The following is an 18,392-nucleotide window of genomic DNA, read 5'->3' as shown; positions in this document are numbered from 1 at the left end:
GGTAAAAGTTCATATTATGAAACATATTGTCATTATCGGCGGTGGATTTGCAGGCATTAACCTGGTCAGGAAACTGGCCCGTAACGATGAGTATACCGTTACACTGGTTGACCGTAATAACTATAACTACTTCCCGCCGCTGGTGTACCAGGTATCCATGGGCTTTTTAGATCCTACAGATATCAGCTATCCGTTCAGGAAACTGCTGCGTAAAAATAAAAATGCCCGTTTTGTGATCGGGGAATTTCTGAAAGTAATACCGGAAGAAAAAAAGGTGGTGCTTTCCACCACTGAACTGAAATACGATTACCTGGTGCTGGCTTTTGGCACTGCTACCAATTATTTTGGAATGGAAAGCGTGCGGCGGAATGCAAAGCCGGTGAAAACAGTGAATGATGCATTGGAACTCCGCAACCACTTCCTGCAGATAATGGAAAAGGCGGCGCTTACCACCGATCCGGTGGAAAGAACAAAGCTGCTCACCATTGTGGTGGTAGGCGGCGGTCCTACCGGTGTGGAAGTATCCGGCTTACTGGCGGAATTAAAAAGGGAAGTTGTTCCGAAAGATTATCCCGAAATAGCCGGGAAAGGATATGAATCGCATATTTACCTGGTAGATGGTATCTCCAAAGTACTGGCCGCCATGAGTGAGCAGTCGCAGCTGGATGCCTACGATGCGCTCATCAGGATGGGCGTGGAAATAAAGCTGGGTATGCAGGTAAAAGATTATGTAGATGATACCGTGATTTTTTCCAATGGAGAAACCATTGCCACCAAAACCGTGGTATGGGCAGCCGGCGTAACGGCTACCATCACGGAAGGCATCCCGGCGGAATGCTATGGCCGCGGGAAAAGACTGATAGTGGATGAGTTCAACGAAGTAAAAGGAATGAAGGATATTTTTGCCATAGGCGATATCTGTATTCAAACTACTGATCCCGCTTTTCCCGACGGGCATCCGCAACTGGCACAGGTAGCCATACAACAGGGCAGCCACCTGGCAGATAATTTTGTGGCGCTCGCAAAGCACGGAAACCGCAAACCGTTCCGTTATTATGATAAAGGCAATATGGCTATTATAGGCCGCAATAAAGCCGTGGCAGACATTCCCAAACCCAAACTCCACTTCAAAGGTTTTATCGCCTGGTTTATCTGGCTTTTCATCCACCTCACCTTCCTGGTTAGTTACGGCAACCGGTTCAAAACACTCTACAACTGGGTGGTGGCCTACTTTACAAAGGACCAGTCGCTCCGGCTGATATTAAGACCACTGAAAAAAGAAGAGGTGAGTTGACCGTAAATATTTTATATTTTTTTCTGCCACCAGATATTGATAAATTAGCGATACATGTAATGTCTTCGCTAAATTATCCCAAATGAAACGATTCGTATCACTATTTATCTTCTCTTTATTGTTCAATTCCCTGTTTGCACAATTTCCAGGTGCCAGCCATATTATTGATTCGATAACAAAAAACAGCAATTTTAACGGGACAATAATCATTAAGAAGAAATCAGGAATAGTTTATCAAAAGAGTTTTGGCCTGGCCAACTTTCCGTTTAAAGTGCCCAACACCATTACAACAAAGTATAAAATTGCCTCTGTCACAAAGTTGTTTACCTCCGTGCTTACCATGCAGCTGGCTGAAGAGGGAAAGATAGATGTAACCAAACATATTATCGACTATCTGCCCGACTATACAGGAGAAGGCGGTAATAAAATAACCATCCGGCAGTTATTAAATCATACGTCAGGAATGCCCAATATTGATACCGTAAAATCAATAGAAAGCGCATTGAAAAATGGCATTCCCGTATATCAGCACCCTTTTACCACCGACGAACTTTTAACCCGCTATTGCAGCGATAAACCTGTAAACGAGCCAGGCAAAGTATTCGACTACAACAACGCGGATTATATTGTATTAGGGAAAATTATAGAAAGAATCTACCATAAAACCTATGACCAGGTGCTGACGGAGAAGATCTTAAAGCCCCTGCACATGAATAACTCCGGGCTATTGTATCAGCAAAATATTATTACCGGCCTGGCAGATACTTATTTCATCAGAGATGACCTGGGAAAACTGGTACCCGATTTACCGGTATACATGGAAAACTGGTATGCCGCAGGCGCCATGTACTCCGATGCCAACGACCTGTTGCTGTTCTCAAATGCACTCTTTGGCCATAAGCTCCTGAAACAGGCATCTTTAAATGAGATGTTCGCTCCCGGTCTTGATGAATATGGCTATGGCGTATGGGTATACAAAGACTACACGATCAACAAAAAGAATTATACCATAGTAAAAAGACCTGGCCGGATAATGGGCGCACAGAGTATGTTGTTTCACATCCTGGAAGAAGACGCAACCATGCTTATACTCAGCAATACCGGAACCACCAGCCTGGATGACCTGGCCGCGAAAATAGCGACGAAAATTATTTGAGTAATATCGTTGGCGACAGTAACTTGCCGGCTGTAATAACCCGGATCATGGATATAACGCCGATATACAGCCGTAACAACTGGAATAACCTTTCTGAAAATACCGCAAAAGAAATATTGTTACACCTGGTGGAAACACAACTGCCCGGCTTCACCATAAAATCTTTTGAACAATTTAATAAATTCAATCAAAGCACCTTCACCGCAGTGCTGGACCATAATGGAAGTGAATTTGTTTTTGTACCAGGCGACACCATCGTGCTGGGCCTCGACAAATGGGCAATGGCAGATGAGAACAAACAAAAAATGGCCGGCCTGCTGGAGCAAAGCACCAGTGAAACAGATACTTTTATACGGGAACGGTTATCGCCGGTAAGAACGGTTACTGTCAGCCCGATGATAGTGGAACGAAACATCCGGGCAACAGGCTACTTTGCGGTGGCAATGGACGATGAGCGGCTGGTAACAGATAGCTATTTTGAGAAAGCCCTGCAGGAGCTCCGGAATACGCCAAAAGAAAAATACATTTATACTGTAAACGATAGTTTCCGTTTGGAGAAAAATGGAAGCAATATTAAAGCATTTCTTTACGAGCCTTCTTCCTACGATGAATTGACAACGGAAATAGCCACCACCGGTTTCAGATTCCCCACGGAAGATGAATGGGAATACCTGTGTGGCGGTGGCTCCCGCACGCTGTATCCCTGGGGCGATAATATCGATTACAGTAAAAAGTATCATCACTTTGCGGCAGACAAAGACAGTGATGAACCCTATTTCCTCGATACCCCCAATCATTTCGGGATCATTATCGCCAATAATCCCTACCATTATGAAGTAATGATGGATAGTGAATGGTTTTTAAAAGCCGGCGACGGCGGCTGTAATATTTGCGGTGGCGGCGGATTGGATATCGGTTACCTGCCGGCTTCCACCTATTACCGGGATATAAATATCTTTGATGAAGAAATGAATTTTAAAGATGAAATCACCGGCGATTATACTTTTGTAAGAAGAATAAAAAGACTGGCACCGGATGGCAGTATATATTAACTTTATGACATGATCGTGAATAAGCCGGTTCAATACGAAAAAGGTACTTATGTTGGTACAAAAATAAAGGAACGGACCTTTGGTAATATCATTACCAGCGAAACCGCATTTGTACCTGATACGTCTTCCGCATATCACTATCATGCCAACCCTCATTTCTCTCATATACTGGCCGGCGGAAGTAAAGAGATCCGGAACGGCAGCTCCGATATACAATATGCAGGAAAGGGACTGTATTACTATCCCGGTATCGCACATCAGAACGTTGATTACCGCCCCGGCACACGGATATTTAATCTTGAACTGGACGCTACATTTTTCAATACATTCGGGTTATCACTTCCTTCGTCGTCGCTGATGTTTGAAAACAGCCATCAACTCAATACGGGTGGGCTTATCAGGATTATGAAAGAGCATTACCTCGATGATGCGGACTCGCGGATGGCAATAGATCAGCTGTGTATTAACCTGGTGCATCCCGCTAAAGAAGGCGACGCCTGTTTTCCCGAATGGACGAAAAAGATAAAGACGGTGATGAATGATTATTGGAACCAACCGTTGTCACTCTCCCTGCTGGCCGCCCACCTGGAGCTTCATCCCGTTACCATTTCAAAGCACTTTCCCCGGTACTTTGGCTGCTCGGCAGGTGAATACATGAGACGGATGAAAGTGGAACGCGCGTTTCCCTTAATAAAGCAGGGCAAATATTCGCTGACTGAAATTGCCTATGAGTGCGGGTTTACAGATCAGGCGCACTTTACCAAAACATTCCGTCATGTAACCGGTCTGCTTCCGAAGCAATACAGGAACATCTGACCGGAGGCTAATTTTATACAATTTTCAGAACTTCCCGCTTACTAGCTTTGTCCGGTAAACAAAGCGGTTATGTCTAAAAAAAGAAAAGTGCAGTTGTTCCTGCTGCTCATAGCAAGCACACTATATGTTACCGGTGCGCAGGCGCAACAGAATAATGAAAAGTTGCATCAGCTATTTGATCACTACTATAATGAACGCATGCAGCTATTTCCCACAGAAGCCACATCTGCAGGCGATCACCGTTATGACGATCTCCTGTCGAACGACGGAGCTGGTTCCCATATCGCCGCTACCGGTAAATTCTATCAGCAATACCTGGACGCATTAAAAAAAGTTGACCGCACCAGCCTGAATACCCCGGACAGGATCTCTTACTACATCCTGAAAGATATTCTCACCACCGGCCAGGAATCGCTGCAGCTGCACCTGGAGTATCTGCCAATGAACCAGTTTGTATCTACACCGCTGGAACTGGCGCAATTCGGATCGGGGAGCAGCGCACAACCCTTTAACACGGTAAAGGATTATGAGCACTGGGCAAAACGTATGACTGCATTCATGGACTGGACCGACACCACCATCGCCAATTTTAATAAAGGTATTCGTGCAGGTATCGTACTCCCTAAAGCACTCGTGTTACAAATGATTCCACAGATGGAAGCACTGGCGGATAACGACACTGCCAGGAATGTATTTTATAAGCCGCTGTCGCAGTTCCCGGCTTCATTCACCGCCGCAGAGAAACAACGGATCACCACCTTGTATCACCGGGTTATTGCCACCAGCATGGTCCCTGCTTACCGCAAGCTGGCCGTTTACCTGAAGGATACATACCTTCCCGCGGCGCAGGATCACGCCGGGCTGTCCGCCCTGCCGGGAGGGGACCGGATTTACCAGTACTACCTGCGTTTGTATACCACCTCTCCCGGTCTTACCCCGGAAAAGGTGTACCAGACGGGTTTGGAAGAAGTGGCGCGTATTACAAAGGAGATGGAAACAATAAAAGCAAAGGTGGGATTCAAAGGCTCTTTGGCTGATTTCTTTCATTACCTGAGAACAGATGCCCGCTTCATGCCTTTTAAAACGCCGGAACAGGTACTGGATGCGTATCGCACTATCAACAATAAAGTGCAGCCGGCATTGGCCGCATTGTTTGGACATCAGCCCAAAACTCCTTTTGTGATCAAAAGGGTGGAGGCTTACCGCGAAGCCTCGCAGGGCGGTCCCTTTTACATCAAAGGCAACCTGCAGGAAAATATACCGGCCACCTTTTATGTACCGGTTCCGGACGCCACAAAGATCAACGTTACCTTTCAGGGCATGGAAGCCACCTTTATCCATGAGGCAATACCCGGTCATCATTTTCAGATAGCGTCCCAGCAGGAGAATAATGATATCCCTGCATTCCGGAGGCAGCCGGCTTTCTATGCTTACTTTGAAGGCTGGGCATTATACTGCGAATCACTTGGAGAACAACTGGGTTGCTATACAGATCCCTTCCAGAAAATGGGTGCGTTGAATATGGAAATTCACCGGGCTATCAGGCTGGTAACAGATGTGGCTATTCACACCGGTAAAATGACGCGCGAAGAAGCCATCGCTTATATGATGCAGCATGAATCCATCAGCGAGCCGGTTGCCACCGCCGAAGTGGAACGCTATATGGCCATGCCGGGACAGGCACTGTCTTACAAAACCGGTGAACTAAAGATCAAAGCACTGAGGGATACACTGGCGGCAAAACTAGGTAGTAAATTCAGCCTGAAAGATTTTCATGACGCCCTGCTCGGGAATGGAGATATGCCATTGAATGTGCTGGAAGATTATATGAACAGCTGGGCGCAAAGTTATAGTGAGAAATAACACGTTACCGGAAGAAATGAAACAATTGGCCTGCTAATCAGGTTATTATCAGAATATTAAGCCGAAGTACCTTACTTCGGTTTTTTTATGCGCGCAATTGCCTGCCCTGCGGCCCCTTCGCAGCCGCTATCTGACCGTTAACGACCCTCCGGATTAAATTTCGGGTAAAGGTTTCCAAATTCCGGGTAAATCCATCCAGGTGTCGAAAAGATTTTCCCGCCGGATTTATTTAAACCAAATTTAAATCGTCAACGTCAAAATGATATGCGAAAATTAATCCTGATACTTGTAATTCTACTTTTAACGACCAGTGCTTTTTCTCAGAATGTAATTTCAGGTTTTGTTAAAGATGAAACAAACGCTTTTGTTCCCTTTGCAACATTGAAATTTCGTTTGAAAGGCAGCACGGACATCAAGGTGGGCAAAATTGTAGATGATACAGGCAGGTTTGTGGTGGCCGTAAAAGATGCAGGGAACTACGTGGTTGACTTTTCTGCTACAGGATATAAAGATACAACGATCGGTTTCGCAGTAACTTCTGCTGCTATAAACCTGGAATTGTATGTAAGAAAAGACGAAAAGAATCTGAAGGAGTTTGTGGTGACGGCTAACTCCAACCGGCCAATGATTCAACGGAAAATTGACCGTGTGATCATGAATGTGAGCAACAACCCGCTGGCCGGAGGCAAATCCTCACTGGAACTGATGAACCTCGCTCCCGGGGTATTTGTAAACAGCGATGGCGCCATATCCATCAATGGAAATAACGGCACCCGGGTAATGGTCAATGGAAAGATGCTGCAGCTAAACGGCGGGGATTTATCCAATTACCTGTCCAACCTGCGCGCTGAGGATATAGAATCTGTTGAAGTGGTGGCGCATCCGCCGGCGCAATACGACGCACAGGGAACCGGCGGAATGATCAACATTGTATTGAAAAAGAACCGTAAGGCAGGGTTGAGCGGCACGGTGAATGCGGGTTATACACAGGGCGTATACGCAGGTACCAACGAAGGGATTTCGCTGAATTATAATAGCGGTAAGCTTACCTTATTCGGAAACTATTCCTATAACTACCTGAAAAGTTATGAAAACACTACTACCACCAGGAATAACAACGAGGCACTGATAACAACCAACATCCAGCGGATTAACTGCGACAAGGGCAACATGGTAAGGTTCGGTGGCACCTACGACATAAATAAAAAACAATACCTGGGCATTGAATATAACGGCTCATTCCGCGATCACGAGCACTCCTATAACTCCATCACAGATATTGTTTATCCACATGAGGATCAGAACCAGTCGCTCACCGGTACGTCGCCTGTAACCAGGAAAACATCGTACCACAATGTGAGTATCAACTACCACCTGAATACAGACACGAAAGGCTCGGAATTTGAAGCGCTGGCCGATTATACGCATAATACGCTTACATCAGTCAGCAGCAACAACAGTGTTTTTTATGATTACTACCAGAAATACACCGGTGACACGGCATTCGGAACCACAACGCCTTCTACAGCAAAAATATTTACTGCCGACCTGCGCTACAAAAATGTACTCTCAAAGGTATCCAGTTTAAGCTTTGGTACCCGGATGAGTATCACCAGTATTGATAACAGCGCTGAAAACTATGTGGTGGTGAATGAACAAAAAGTACCCAATCTACCGTTGGATTTTAATTATAAATATAATGAAGATATATACGCCGGCTATATTAACTTCAATACCACTTTCTTAAAAACAGAGGTACAAATTGGCTTAAGGGGCGAATATACAAAGCTGACGGGCGTACTCACACAGTTGGATAATAATCAACGTAACCCTAACGATTACTTCAACTTGTTTCCAAGCGTATTCCTGAAAAGAAACCTGAATAAGGAAGCTGCCGACTACCTCACCTTTAGCTACAACAGGAGACTGGAACGGCCCTCTTTTTCAGATCTTAACCCATACCAGTACTATGTAGATTACTACACCCTCGCCAAAGGCAATCCATACTTAACCCCATCTTATTCCAATTCGTTTGAGCTTGGTTATACGCTTAAAAACAAGTACACGGCATCCCTTTTCCTGGATGTACAGGATAAAATGATAGGGGAGTACTTCTATTCATACCCCGATAGCCTGGTGTCTGTGGACATGCGCGAAAATTTCGGTACCCGTTATAATTATGGTATCAGTTTCAGTATACCGGTTACCATTGCCAAATGGTGGTCCATGCAGAACAACATCACCTTACGTCATGTAAAACAAACCGGACAAGGTTACGTAATAGAAGGCTCTCCGGTTGAACTGCAATCCATCCAGGAATTTAAACTCCCCAAAAGCTTTGCAATCACGGTCAATGGCTTTTATCGCTCGAAGATCATGTTTGGCAACTTTGTGATAACAGATGTAGGTCAGATAGATGCAGGCGTGCAAAAGAAGCTTTTCCATAATAAGCTGTTGGTAAGGGCAGCGGCAAATGATGTGTTTAAACTGATGAAAATGCGTTCAGTGGCATATTACACCGGTGGCGCTATCCATTTTGTCAGCGACAGGCAATGGCAAACATTCAACCTTTCTTTCGTTTATAATTTCAGTGTAGGTAAGGTCTTTAAAACAAGGAAACTGGAAAGCAGCAGTAAGGAGGTTAAAAGCAGGCTGTAGGCTCCACTTCTCAGGACTTAAAGTTTTATAATCCGGATATAAGCTGCTTGAAAAAGCCATCACACAGCATAGTGATGTAAAATGATATGCCGATCTAAAACAAATTTAACCTTAAAACAATGACAAACAAAAACTTAAAAAAGAAAATCCAGGACCTGAAAGCAAAATCTAAACCTGCATCTGAAGAAGCTACAAAAGGTCTGGAAGGACTCGGTACTTCCTCTATTAAAGAGGACGAACTGGATGAAATCAGCGGTGGTGATGCTATTCCTGATGATAGCGCCAGCGCAGGTTGCACCACAATGTGTTATGTGAACTAATTGGATCACATTACAAATGAGTTGGAATTGTGAGACGCTCCTGTCTCACAATTCTACTTCAGGCAGGATCGTATGTTTTCCCAAATATTACTAACGGCATATTTAAATAACGTTTTATGGAATATAAGCTTTCAAGATATATTCATATTGTGAAGGATGATGAATTGCTCTCCAACAGGCTGATTGTTTACAGCACCCGTTCATCAGCCATCGTTGAAATGCCTGTTGCTCAGTTTGAATGTATTGAGCGTGCCGACTTTTCGTCTTTGCCACTGGAGTCCGTGAAAAAACTGATGGACTATTCAATCCTGGTGCCGAAAGCAGAAGATGAACTCACTACCATCCTGGAGGAAAATAAAGCCAGGATAGACGATAGCCGTGTATTAGGATATACGATTCAGCCTACCGCCAATTGCCAGCTGGGCTGTCATTACTGCGCGCAATCACACTCTAAAAATGTAATGAGCACCAATGTGGCGGATCATATGCTTGATCGCATCACTGAAAAAATCAAATCCGGAAAGTTCGACGTACTACAGGTTACCTGGTACGGAGGTGAGCCTTTAACCGGATTAAGCAGTATTGAATATACTTCAAAGCTACTCCAGGAGCTGGCCGCTGAAAACAAGGTAAGATACGCTGCTACCATGATCACCAACGGCCTTGCGCTTAAGCCAAAGATCTTTGAAAGGCTTGTTACAGAACATCAGTTAAAAATGTTCCAGATCACCCTGGACGGAACAGCAGAATTTCACGATAAGAGAAGAATGCTGAAGAACGGCAATCCTTCTTTCGATATTATTATGGATAACGTTACAAATATCGTGTTGTCTGATTTCTTCGCCGCCTCCGACGTAGATATACAAATCAGGTGTAACGTAAATGTGGAGAACAAGGATAACATCTTCCAGCTGATGGATTTTCTTAAAGAAAGAAACCTGCATGACAAGGTGAATTTCAAAATTGCAAGAGTGGAAAACTGGGGTGGTAATAAAGCCGGCGCTACCGAAAACGGCGGTTTGGATAAACACGAATTTGCCCAGTTTGAGATTGATGTGATGCTGAAAAGACTCAGTGAAGGATTTAAAATTGATCATACCACCATCATTCCGCGTCGCGTGAAAAGCGTATGCATGGTAACCAACAAGCATGATGAAGTGGTGGATGGGTTTGGAAATATTTCCACCTGCTGGGAAGTACCCTATACGCCTATTGCCGAAAATCCCGATTTTGTTGCCGGTAATATCGTCACTGAAAAAACAAAAGTAGATTCTTCCGGCGTTGCCATGCGTAACTGGTATAACGAAATACCCACAAACGAGTCGTGGTGTAAAAGCTGCAAATTTCTTCCCGTATGCGGAGGCGCTTGCCCGAAAAGCTGGTACGAAGGCAATCCCGCCTGCCCTTCCTTTAAGTTTAATATCGACGAACGGATTATTATGAAGAAGTATAATGTGGTTGCTTAGTTAGTTCCTGTTCATTATCCGACATGATAATTAGATGATCAAATGAAAAGTAATGATATTTTACTCGATGAAATAACCAGGTCATTTGCCCCGACAGATGAAATGTGTGTGCTGAAATACATGAAATCAAGACATGTATTTCACGACATTGAGCGCTATTCAGCCGCTCATTTTTCCTTTGAGGAACGGATGGAGATTTACCGGATTTTTAAGATGATTGAAAGTTGTCTGAGGCTTTACAGATCCGGTAAAATCAATCAGGCGAATCTTGCCTTTTCAAGACTGAGCATAACAGAGCAGCAATTTAATAAAGATATTCAACCAGGTATGCTCGCCATATATTATGGCATGGTTGCCTATAAGGAGTACGTTTGTAAAGACTTTGACGCGGCAGATAAAGCCATACAGCATTCGGTTTTATTTGCGCTGAGGCAAAGTGTTATCTTACCCAGGTTTATACTCACCGCCGGCGATCAATGGTTTAACCGCATCAAAATTTTTTCCAGCTACCCGAATATCTATGAGGAACTTTTCCTGAAAGAATCACTGGCATTAATACACTTTTCATACAAGGGACATATAAAGGGAAAGAAATTAAACAATATCCTGGAGCAGAACGATATGGGAGAGGTGGAACGTATCATCATTTTCAATGTCGACAGGCTGATAAGAACATCCGAATGGCTGCTGCAAAAAGGAAAAATATCCTTTCACTTTTATAAATCTTTTTTTCAGGGATTGTACGCGAATGTTAAAAAAGATGATGCCGCTTTCCGTTTCGACATCAGCCTCATCATACAGCTGCTCAGCAACTATTACGAAAAGAGTACGGATGCTTTTTTAGAAGAAGTAATTGAAAAGATCTCTCTCATCAATACTATGCCTTCCATTATTAAGAAAGTAATAGCCAATGCCATCATAGCTGTTATTGCCGATGTTGAGAACCAACACCCTTACCTGAAAAGATTTGAACCTTATGTTAATGAACTCAAGCAGCATTTTGGTATAAAGTCCTGCGTAATGATCAAAGCAGCCTGAGAAAGATATTATCTCCATATAACTATAAAATTAATGCCCATGAAACGTTTAGTAAAACTCATATTGTCGGGGAAGTCTTCTAAATTATCGGATTGTACCTCTTTTGAAATAAAGAAGGAGGAATCCGATATGGTGTTTGGTGGCTTCCGGGAATACAAGCCCCCTATATATGATCCGGAGCAACAGGAAAACCGCCAGTTCAAAACAACCGAGCTGTTATCTGATATTTCCCAACCCAACATAAAATCATAGTTATGTCACAGAAAAAGAAAAACAAAAAGGAAACTAAGATCGAGAAAAAAACGGTTGTTGATTTGGATAACCTGAAGTCTCTCGAGAATATTAAAACCAATAAAGACTCCTTTGAGGAAATAGATGGCGGAGAAATCAATGGCGGCCGAGATGTGGATCAACCATCGGTGGATCCACAATGGCCTACCACAACACACTGAGTCCTTAAGTTCATACCTACCTAAGAGATACTTTTAAAGCGAAAGTAAATGGCCGTTTTTAGTAAAAAATACAGGTTCTACAGGCAACTGGATTTTATGGATTGCGGTCCTACCTGTTTGCGTATGATCGCTTCTTACTATGGCGAGGAGTACTCATTGGATTACCTGAGGGCCAATTCCTATATCACAAAAAACGGGGTTAGTCTCCTCGGGTTAAGTGAAGCCGCCGAGAAAATAGGATTCAAAACCTTGTCCACGAAGCTATCCTACGATCAGCTTTTTGAACAGGCGCCGCTTCCTGCGGTGCTGCATTGGAACCAGGAGCACTTTGTAGTACTGTATGGCATTGAAAAGAAATCCCTTTTCAGCAGAAAGGATAAGATCGTTATCGCCGACCCGGGACATAACCTGGTGAAGGTTGACCGCGATGTATTTGAGAAATGCTGGATCAGCACTGCCGATAAGAAGGGCATTGCATTATTGATTGAACCTACTCCCGATTTTTACCGGAATGAAGAAGGCGTACAAAAGAAGAAAAGCAGCTTCGGATTCTTATTTGGCTACCTTCGCCCTTATAAGAAATATTTTATTCAGCTGATCCTGGGCATGATACTCGGCAGCCTTATCAGCCTGTGCTTTCCCTTTCTTACCCAAAGCCTTGTTGACTTTGGGATCAACCGGAAAAATGTTGGATTCATACACCTGATCCTCCTCTCTCAATTATTATTATTTCTCGGCGGTATTGCGGTAGATCTTATCCGGAACTGGATACTACTGCATATCAGTACGCGCATCAGCATCAGTATTATCTCCAACTTTCTGATCAAATTGATGAAGCTGCCCGTCAATTTCTTTGAATCAAAGAATGTAGGAGATATTACGCAGCGCATCAATGATCACCACCGGGTGGAAACTTTCCTCACCGGGTCTACATTAAGTACGCTGTTCTCTATTATCAATCTTATTGTTTTTTCCTGCATACTCGCCCTGTACAATGTACAACTGCTGATGATATTTGGTATCGGCAGTGTACTATCTGTGTTTTGGGTAACGATATTTCTGAGGAAGAGAAGAAGTATTGATTACAACCGCTTCCAGCGTGCCCGTGAAAACCAGAACAGTATATTTGAGATTATTACAGGCATGCAGGAAATAAAGTTATACAATAGCCAGAAAGCCCGCAGGTGGGAATGGGAACGCATCCAGGCAAAACTATTTAAGGTAAACATCAAAAGCCTTTCGCTGGAGCAATACCAGGGAATAGGCGCTTCGTTCTTTACACAGCTCAAGAATATCCTGATCAGCTACATGGCAGCAAAACTGGTAATAAACCGGGAAATCAGCTTAGGAGTTATGCTCAGTATTTCCTACATCATTGGCCAGATGAACAGCCCGCTGGAGCAAATCATCGCCTTCATCAAAAGTATCCAGGATGCGAAGATCAGCCTTGAAAGGTTGAACGAAATCCATTGTAAACAGGAAGAAGAAAACAATGAAGACCTGGTAGGAGATAATGAAAATCCCCGTTCCGATGATTTGATGAATGCTGACTCGCTTTACCTGAACCACGAATTATTTACCCGGCATATGCACGAAAGGAAGGGCGAAGGTATTTCTATCTCCGGCCTCTCTTTCCGGTATGGATCTCCCAAAAGTCCACTGGTGCTGAAGAATATCAGTATGCATATTCCAAAAGGCAAGGTGACAGCTATTGTAGGTGCAAGCGGCAGCGGCAAAACCACGCTGCTGAAATTGCTATTGAAATTTTACCCGCCAACAGAAGGGCAAATAATGGTGGACGGCATAAACCTGCAGGAAATATCTGCGCAGCTCTGGCGCAACAACGTAGGTACCGTCATGCAGGAAGGATATATCTTTTCCGACTCCATAGCCAGGAACATCGCAATGGATGGGGAAAGAATTAAAGAGGAGCGGCTGTACGAGGCGGTGAGAATCGCTAACCTGCATGGTTATATTGCGAAACTGCCATTGGGTTTTACCACGCGTATCGGTAACAGCGGCTCTGGATTGAGTGGCGGTCAGAAGCAACGCCTGTTTATTGCGCGGGCGGTATATAAGGATCCCAAGTATTTGTTTTTTGATGAGGCAACAAGCGCCCTGGACGCCAATAACGAAAAAACGATCATGGGTAACCTGAACGAATTTTATGAAGGCAGAACCGTGGTGGTAATCGCGCACCGGTTAAGCACCGTAAAAAATGCCGACCAGATCATTGTAATGAAGGATGGGGAAATCGTTGAGGAGGGCAGTCATACACTGCTCACCAGCAACAGGGGGTATTATTTTGAATTGGTAAGGAACCAGTTGGAATTGGGAGCTGCTTAAAATATTATGCTATGCCTTTAATTAATCACTCGTTTGAAACAGGAAGTAGTGAAATGGAGGAAATTGTTGGTATTATTCCGCCGTGGATTATCCGGTGGGGGATTACCGTGCTGTTTTCCATCGCCATGCTGACGTTGGCAGTGTCCTGTTTTATAAGATATCCTGACACACTGAATGCGCAGGTGGTAATTGAGGCGGTAAATCAGCCCGGGAAAATAAGTATCAGGAGGGGAGATGCCGATCAGATATTTAAGTACTATGTAAAAGACGGCGATCATGTGGTGCCGGATGATACCCTGCTGATATGGACCGACCGGAAAACAGGAAAGATACATCCCACTATTACGCCTATCTCCGGCACTATTTATATCACACACGGGGACGACGAAAAAGATATCCTGCTGGATATTATGTGGGTAGTTCCGCAATCGTCTAAAGCAAAGATCAAAATTAATTATGGAAACAAAGGGGCGGGGAATGTGAAGGTAGGACAGGTTGTTAAAATTGAATTGCACGATTTTCCAAAATCTGAATATGGTTTTATTGATGGCCACATCTCTTCTATTTTACCCATCCAGGAAAATGGAGAGCATGTGGCTTATGTAAAATTAAAGGGAGATGAAATTATAACGTCGGAAAGAAAAATTGTTCCTATATTGCCGGTAATGAAGGGCACTGGAGAGATATTATTAAACGACAGAAGTATCTTTCAGAGAATTTTCGGAAGTATATTTCGATAGATAGTAAAATGGCTGTTTAGTTAACTCTTATAGGAAAGTAATTTTTTTAACCCACAAATCCTGGCAATTCAAATGTAGTTGTTATGAAGGAATCCCTGTTTAAAACCCATGAGAAAGTAATCATCAGAACACCCCTTAATCCATATACTACCCTGTTCAACCAGGAAGGCCATACACGAAACCTGGACGAAACGGTAAAAGCATTTCTGGAAGATGATGTTTTTCTGGAAGGCATATACTGGAGTTCACCGCAATTATACCAAAGTATCTCAGACTATAAGAAAGGGAATTATTACCCGGGCAAAGAAGAGAAACTGTTACTGGCATTGAAGAAGTACGTAATACGCTCCTGTACCCGGTGTACGCCTTATGGCATTTTTGCAGGATGCGGAATAACAACTATCTCCGGAGAAGATCCCAACCACAATAAAACATTACTACGGAAAACAAGAATTGATATGGGGCTGTTGCTTCATATTAAAAGCGCTATTGAATCCGATGGACAGTTATGGCGTTATTTGTATTATAAAGTCAATGATACCGTATACAGTCTTCAGTACCAATACCGTTTTATTGAATTAATTGTTGAAGAAGGGAAGAGTAAGTACCAGGTAAGCTCTATCGAGCAAACGGAACTGCTGCAGGGTATTATTGAGCTTGGAAAGACGAAAGCCCTTTCTTATTACGACATACATCATCTCCTGAAAGACGAATATGACGATGAGGAAATTGAAGCATTTATAAAAAGCCTGGTGGAATCGCAGTTTTTAGTAAGCGAGTTGCAGTTAAGCCTGACTGTTGAAGATGAACTGGGACGGTTCAGATCAATATTGAACCGGGTAGGCAATCAGACAACAGATGCCGCGAAGTATATTGAATTATTGTCGGCAATGGAATGTGTAATACAAAAGCTGGACGCAACATCTTTAGGGCAAATATCGGTCAGTGATATCAGCCGGTTAAGAGATTTATTATATAACTGCGGTATTACTGAATTGCCGGAACATCTGTTCCAGGTGGATTTGCTGAAGCCTGTTCCCGCAGGATTTATGTTTCCGGACCGGAGTATCCGGGATATTGAAAATGCGGTACGGATGATGGGCAGACTATCATCTTCCACTTCTCCCCAGGAAATTACGCTCAACCGGTTTAAGAAAATATTTTCCGAGAAATACGGGGATAGCGAAGTGTCTTTGCTGGAAGCTGTTGATCCCGAATCCGGGATCGGCTTTGCGCCCGTGGAAAGTATTGGCGATGTGGCACATAATTCATTCATCGGGAAAATGGGGGCCGTGCAAAAAGAGAACGGGAGCATTTCGTTGGATAAAGTGCAGTTATGGTTACAGGATAAAATGGAGATGCCTCATGATGTTCAGTTCCACGAAGGTATCCGGGTAACGGAAGCTGATCTTTTGGATCTGGAAGATAAGGTAGCAGAGCTGCCGAACCAGTTCCCGGTCATGGGTACATTGCTTCCTGCGGATAGAATATTTCTGCAAAGCGTTGGTGGCGCTAACGCGAACACTTTACTGGGAAGGTTTGCATATATGCATAGCGACATTAAACAGTTTTGCAAATCGCTTTCCGACGAGGAAAAGCATCACCATGAGGAAGTTGTATTTGCGGAGATCATTCATATCCCCGAGGAGCGTAGCAGTAACATCGCCAGGAGGGTGCAGTTATGCGATTACGAAATACCTGTTCTTGCCACCAGCTCCGGAAGCGGGCGGGTTATTGGTTTGAGCGATTTATTTATATCTGTTATTAAAGACGAAATTATACTGCGTTCCGCAAGTCTTAATAGAAGAGTGATCCCCAGGCTCAATAATGCGCATAATTACCGCAACAGTATGATTCCCGTGTATAGATTCCTGGCGACCATTCAGCATCAGCAGAAGCCAGGGTTTAGCATCAATTGGGGACCACTGGCAAACAGGAAACGGTTTTTGCCGCGTATCAGTTATAAAAACATCATTCTTCACAGGGCCGTTTGGCAATTACACCAAAGCGATATCCAGACGATAAAAAAGAGCCATGATCCTTTAACGGAACTGCAGGTGTTTTTAAAGAAATGGCAGGTGCCTCAGTTTGTGTGTATTGTGGAAGCGGACAATGAGTTATTTATCGACACGCATAACAGTGGCTACCTGGATATTCTTTTGAATTATATTAAGAAGAAGCCCTCGCTGAAGCTGGTAGAATGGCTGCATCATAATAAAAACAGGAACGAGGCGCCACCTTTTATATACCAGTTTATACTGCCGCTCTCAAAGAGGAATATCAGCCCTGTTTCAGAGCTCCGGCAACACCGGGAGTCGCCTGTTAAAGTGCAGCGAACCTTTGCTCCCGGCAGTGAATGGATGTATTTTAAAATCTATTGCAGCGCATTTGTTTCTGATACTATCCTGGATGCGGTGGTAAAGCCGGCAATAGCCTCTTTATCGGAGGCGGGAGCAATAGAGAAAGCCTTCTTCATCCGGTATAAGGATCCCCATTATCATATACGTTTCCGTATGTTGTTGTCTGATCAGCAAACCAGGTATCAGTTTACCGTGGCGGCGTCATTGATTTATGAATTGTTGCAGCCGTTCTGTAACGATAAATCCGTTTGGAAAGTACAGCTGGATACCTATGAAAGGGAAATAGAGCGGTATGGTGAAGACGCCATTGTAAAAAGTGAAGCCGCGTTTTACCACGACAGCCTTTTATTATTGAATTGCCTGGATCAGGAAGATTTCAGGGAGAATGAAGAAATAAGATTCCTGGCCGGGATGAAGAACATAGACAAATGGTTATCGTTATTTGATATGGATACCACCGCCAGGCTTCAGTTCTGCCATAAAGTGAGTGAGAGTTTTGCCGTTGAATTCGATAAACAGATCCAGTTGCAACTGAATGTAAAATACAGGGCTTTAAAAGATGCTATTCCGGGGTTTATGCAAAGTAGCAGTTTTGAGAATTATTTCGAAACCAGGGATGTGCATCTGCACAAATTACGGTTGCCTGCAGAGAACCTGGGAAGCTACATACATATGAGTCAGAACAGGTGGTTTGCCACGCAGCAGCGGCTGCTGGAGTATATGACCTATTACTTTTGCGGAAGGTATTACAACCGCCTGTTGCGCGAAGTACCCACACATATACTATAACGCTGAATATTTTTTTCGCCGGATAAGAACTTTTTAATTGTT

The 18,392-nt window shown here is 43.8% G+C and carries 14 protein-coding genes; all 14 read left to right on the top strand.

Annotation, left to right across the window (positions count from 1 at the left end; genetic code table 11):
• The first annotated feature begins 16 nt into the window (after positions 1 to 16).
• Positions 17 to 1,294: an NAD(P)/FAD-dependent oxidoreductase gene (locus B5Z18_RS07125; protein WP_079468680.1), complete on the top strand. Its 1,278-nt coding sequence runs from the start codon at positions 17 to 19 to the stop codon at positions 1,292 to 1,294.
• Positions 1,295 to 1,376: 82 nt separating this feature from the next.
• Entirely contained in the window at positions 1,377 to 2,450 is a 1,074-nt protein-coding gene (locus B5Z18_RS07120; protein ID WP_079468679.1) for a serine hydrolase domain-containing protein, read from the top strand.
• Positions 2,447 to 3,502, top strand: coding sequence for an SUMF1/EgtB/PvdO family nonheme iron enzyme (locus B5Z18_RS07115; protein ID WP_079468678.1), 1,056 nt, complete (start codon positions 2,447 to 2,449; stop codon positions 3,500 to 3,502). The genes B5Z18_RS07120 and B5Z18_RS07115 overlap by 4 nt, the downstream gene beginning before the upstream one ends.
• A gap of 9 nt (positions 3,503 to 3,511) precedes the next feature.
• Positions 3,512 to 4,318 carry an AraC family transcriptional regulator gene (locus tag B5Z18_RS07110; protein WP_235015884.1) on the top strand — a complete coding sequence of 269 codons (807 nt, stop codon included), beginning with the start codon at positions 3,512 to 3,514 and terminating at the stop codon, positions 4,316 to 4,318.
• A gap of 69 nt (positions 4,319 to 4,387) precedes the next feature.
• Positions 4,388 to 6,181 carry a DUF885 domain-containing protein gene (locus B5Z18_RS07105; protein WP_079468677.1) on the top strand — a complete coding sequence of 598 codons (1,794 nt, stop codon included), beginning with the start codon at positions 4,388 to 4,390 and terminating at the stop codon, positions 6,179 to 6,181.
• Positions 6,182 to 6,445: 264 nt separating this feature from the next.
• Positions 6,446 to 8,839, top strand: coding sequence for an outer membrane beta-barrel protein (locus tag B5Z18_RS07100; protein WP_079468676.1), 2,394 nt, complete (start codon positions 6,446 to 6,448; stop codon positions 8,837 to 8,839).
• 119 nt (positions 8,840 to 8,958) lie between these two features.
• Positions 8,959 to 9,159, top strand: coding sequence for a hypothetical protein (locus B5Z18_RS07095; protein ID WP_079468675.1), 201 nt, complete (start codon positions 8,959 to 8,961; stop codon positions 9,157 to 9,159).
• 116 nt (positions 9,160 to 9,275) lie between these two features.
• Positions 9,276 to 10,625 carry a radical SAM/SPASM domain-containing protein gene (locus B5Z18_RS07090; RefSeq protein WP_079468674.1) on the top strand — a complete coding sequence of 450 codons (1,350 nt, stop codon included), beginning with the start codon at positions 9,276 to 9,278 and terminating at the stop codon, positions 10,623 to 10,625.
• A gap of 42 nt (positions 10,626 to 10,667) precedes the next feature.
• Positions 10,668 to 11,663 carry a hypothetical protein gene (locus B5Z18_RS07085; RefSeq protein WP_079468673.1) on the top strand — a complete coding sequence of 332 codons (996 nt, stop codon included), beginning with the start codon at positions 10,668 to 10,670 and terminating at the stop codon, positions 11,661 to 11,663.
• A gap of 39 nt (positions 11,664 to 11,702) precedes the next feature.
• Positions 11,703 to 11,915, top strand: coding sequence for a hypothetical protein (locus B5Z18_RS07080; protein ID WP_079468672.1), 213 nt, complete (start codon positions 11,703 to 11,705; stop codon positions 11,913 to 11,915).
• 2 nt (positions 11,916 to 11,917) lie between these two features.
• Positions 11,918 to 12,115 carry a hypothetical protein gene (locus B5Z18_RS07075; protein WP_079468671.1) on the top strand — a complete coding sequence of 66 codons (198 nt, stop codon included), beginning with the start codon at positions 11,918 to 11,920 and terminating at the stop codon, positions 12,113 to 12,115.
• A 48-nt stretch (positions 12,116 to 12,163) separates the two neighbouring features.
• Positions 12,164 to 14,461, top strand: coding sequence for a peptidase domain-containing ABC transporter (locus tag B5Z18_RS07070; protein WP_079468670.1), 2,298 nt, complete (start codon positions 12,164 to 12,166; stop codon positions 14,459 to 14,461).
• Positions 14,462 to 14,472: 11 nt separating this feature from the next.
• Entirely contained in the window at positions 14,473 to 15,201 is a 729-nt protein-coding gene (locus B5Z18_RS07065) for a putative HlyD family type I secretion protein (RefSeq protein WP_079468669.1), read from the top strand.
• 83 nt (positions 15,202 to 15,284) lie between these two features.
• Positions 15,285 to 18,350 (top strand): lantibiotic dehydratase, encoded by a 3,066-nt coding sequence (locus B5Z18_RS07060; RefSeq protein ID WP_079468668.1) that lies wholly within the window; start codon positions 15,285 to 15,287, stop codon positions 18,348 to 18,350.
• Positions 18,351 to 18,392 lie beyond the last annotated feature (42 nt).

Source organism: Chitinophaga ginsengisegetis (assembly GCF_900168065.1).
Classification (GTDB): Bacteria; Bacteroidota; Bacteroidia; order Chitinophagales; family Chitinophagaceae; genus Chitinophaga; species Chitinophaga ginsengisegetis.
Note: the sequence above shows the minus strand (reverse complement) of the source record. Positions and strands in the feature narration are given on the sequence as shown.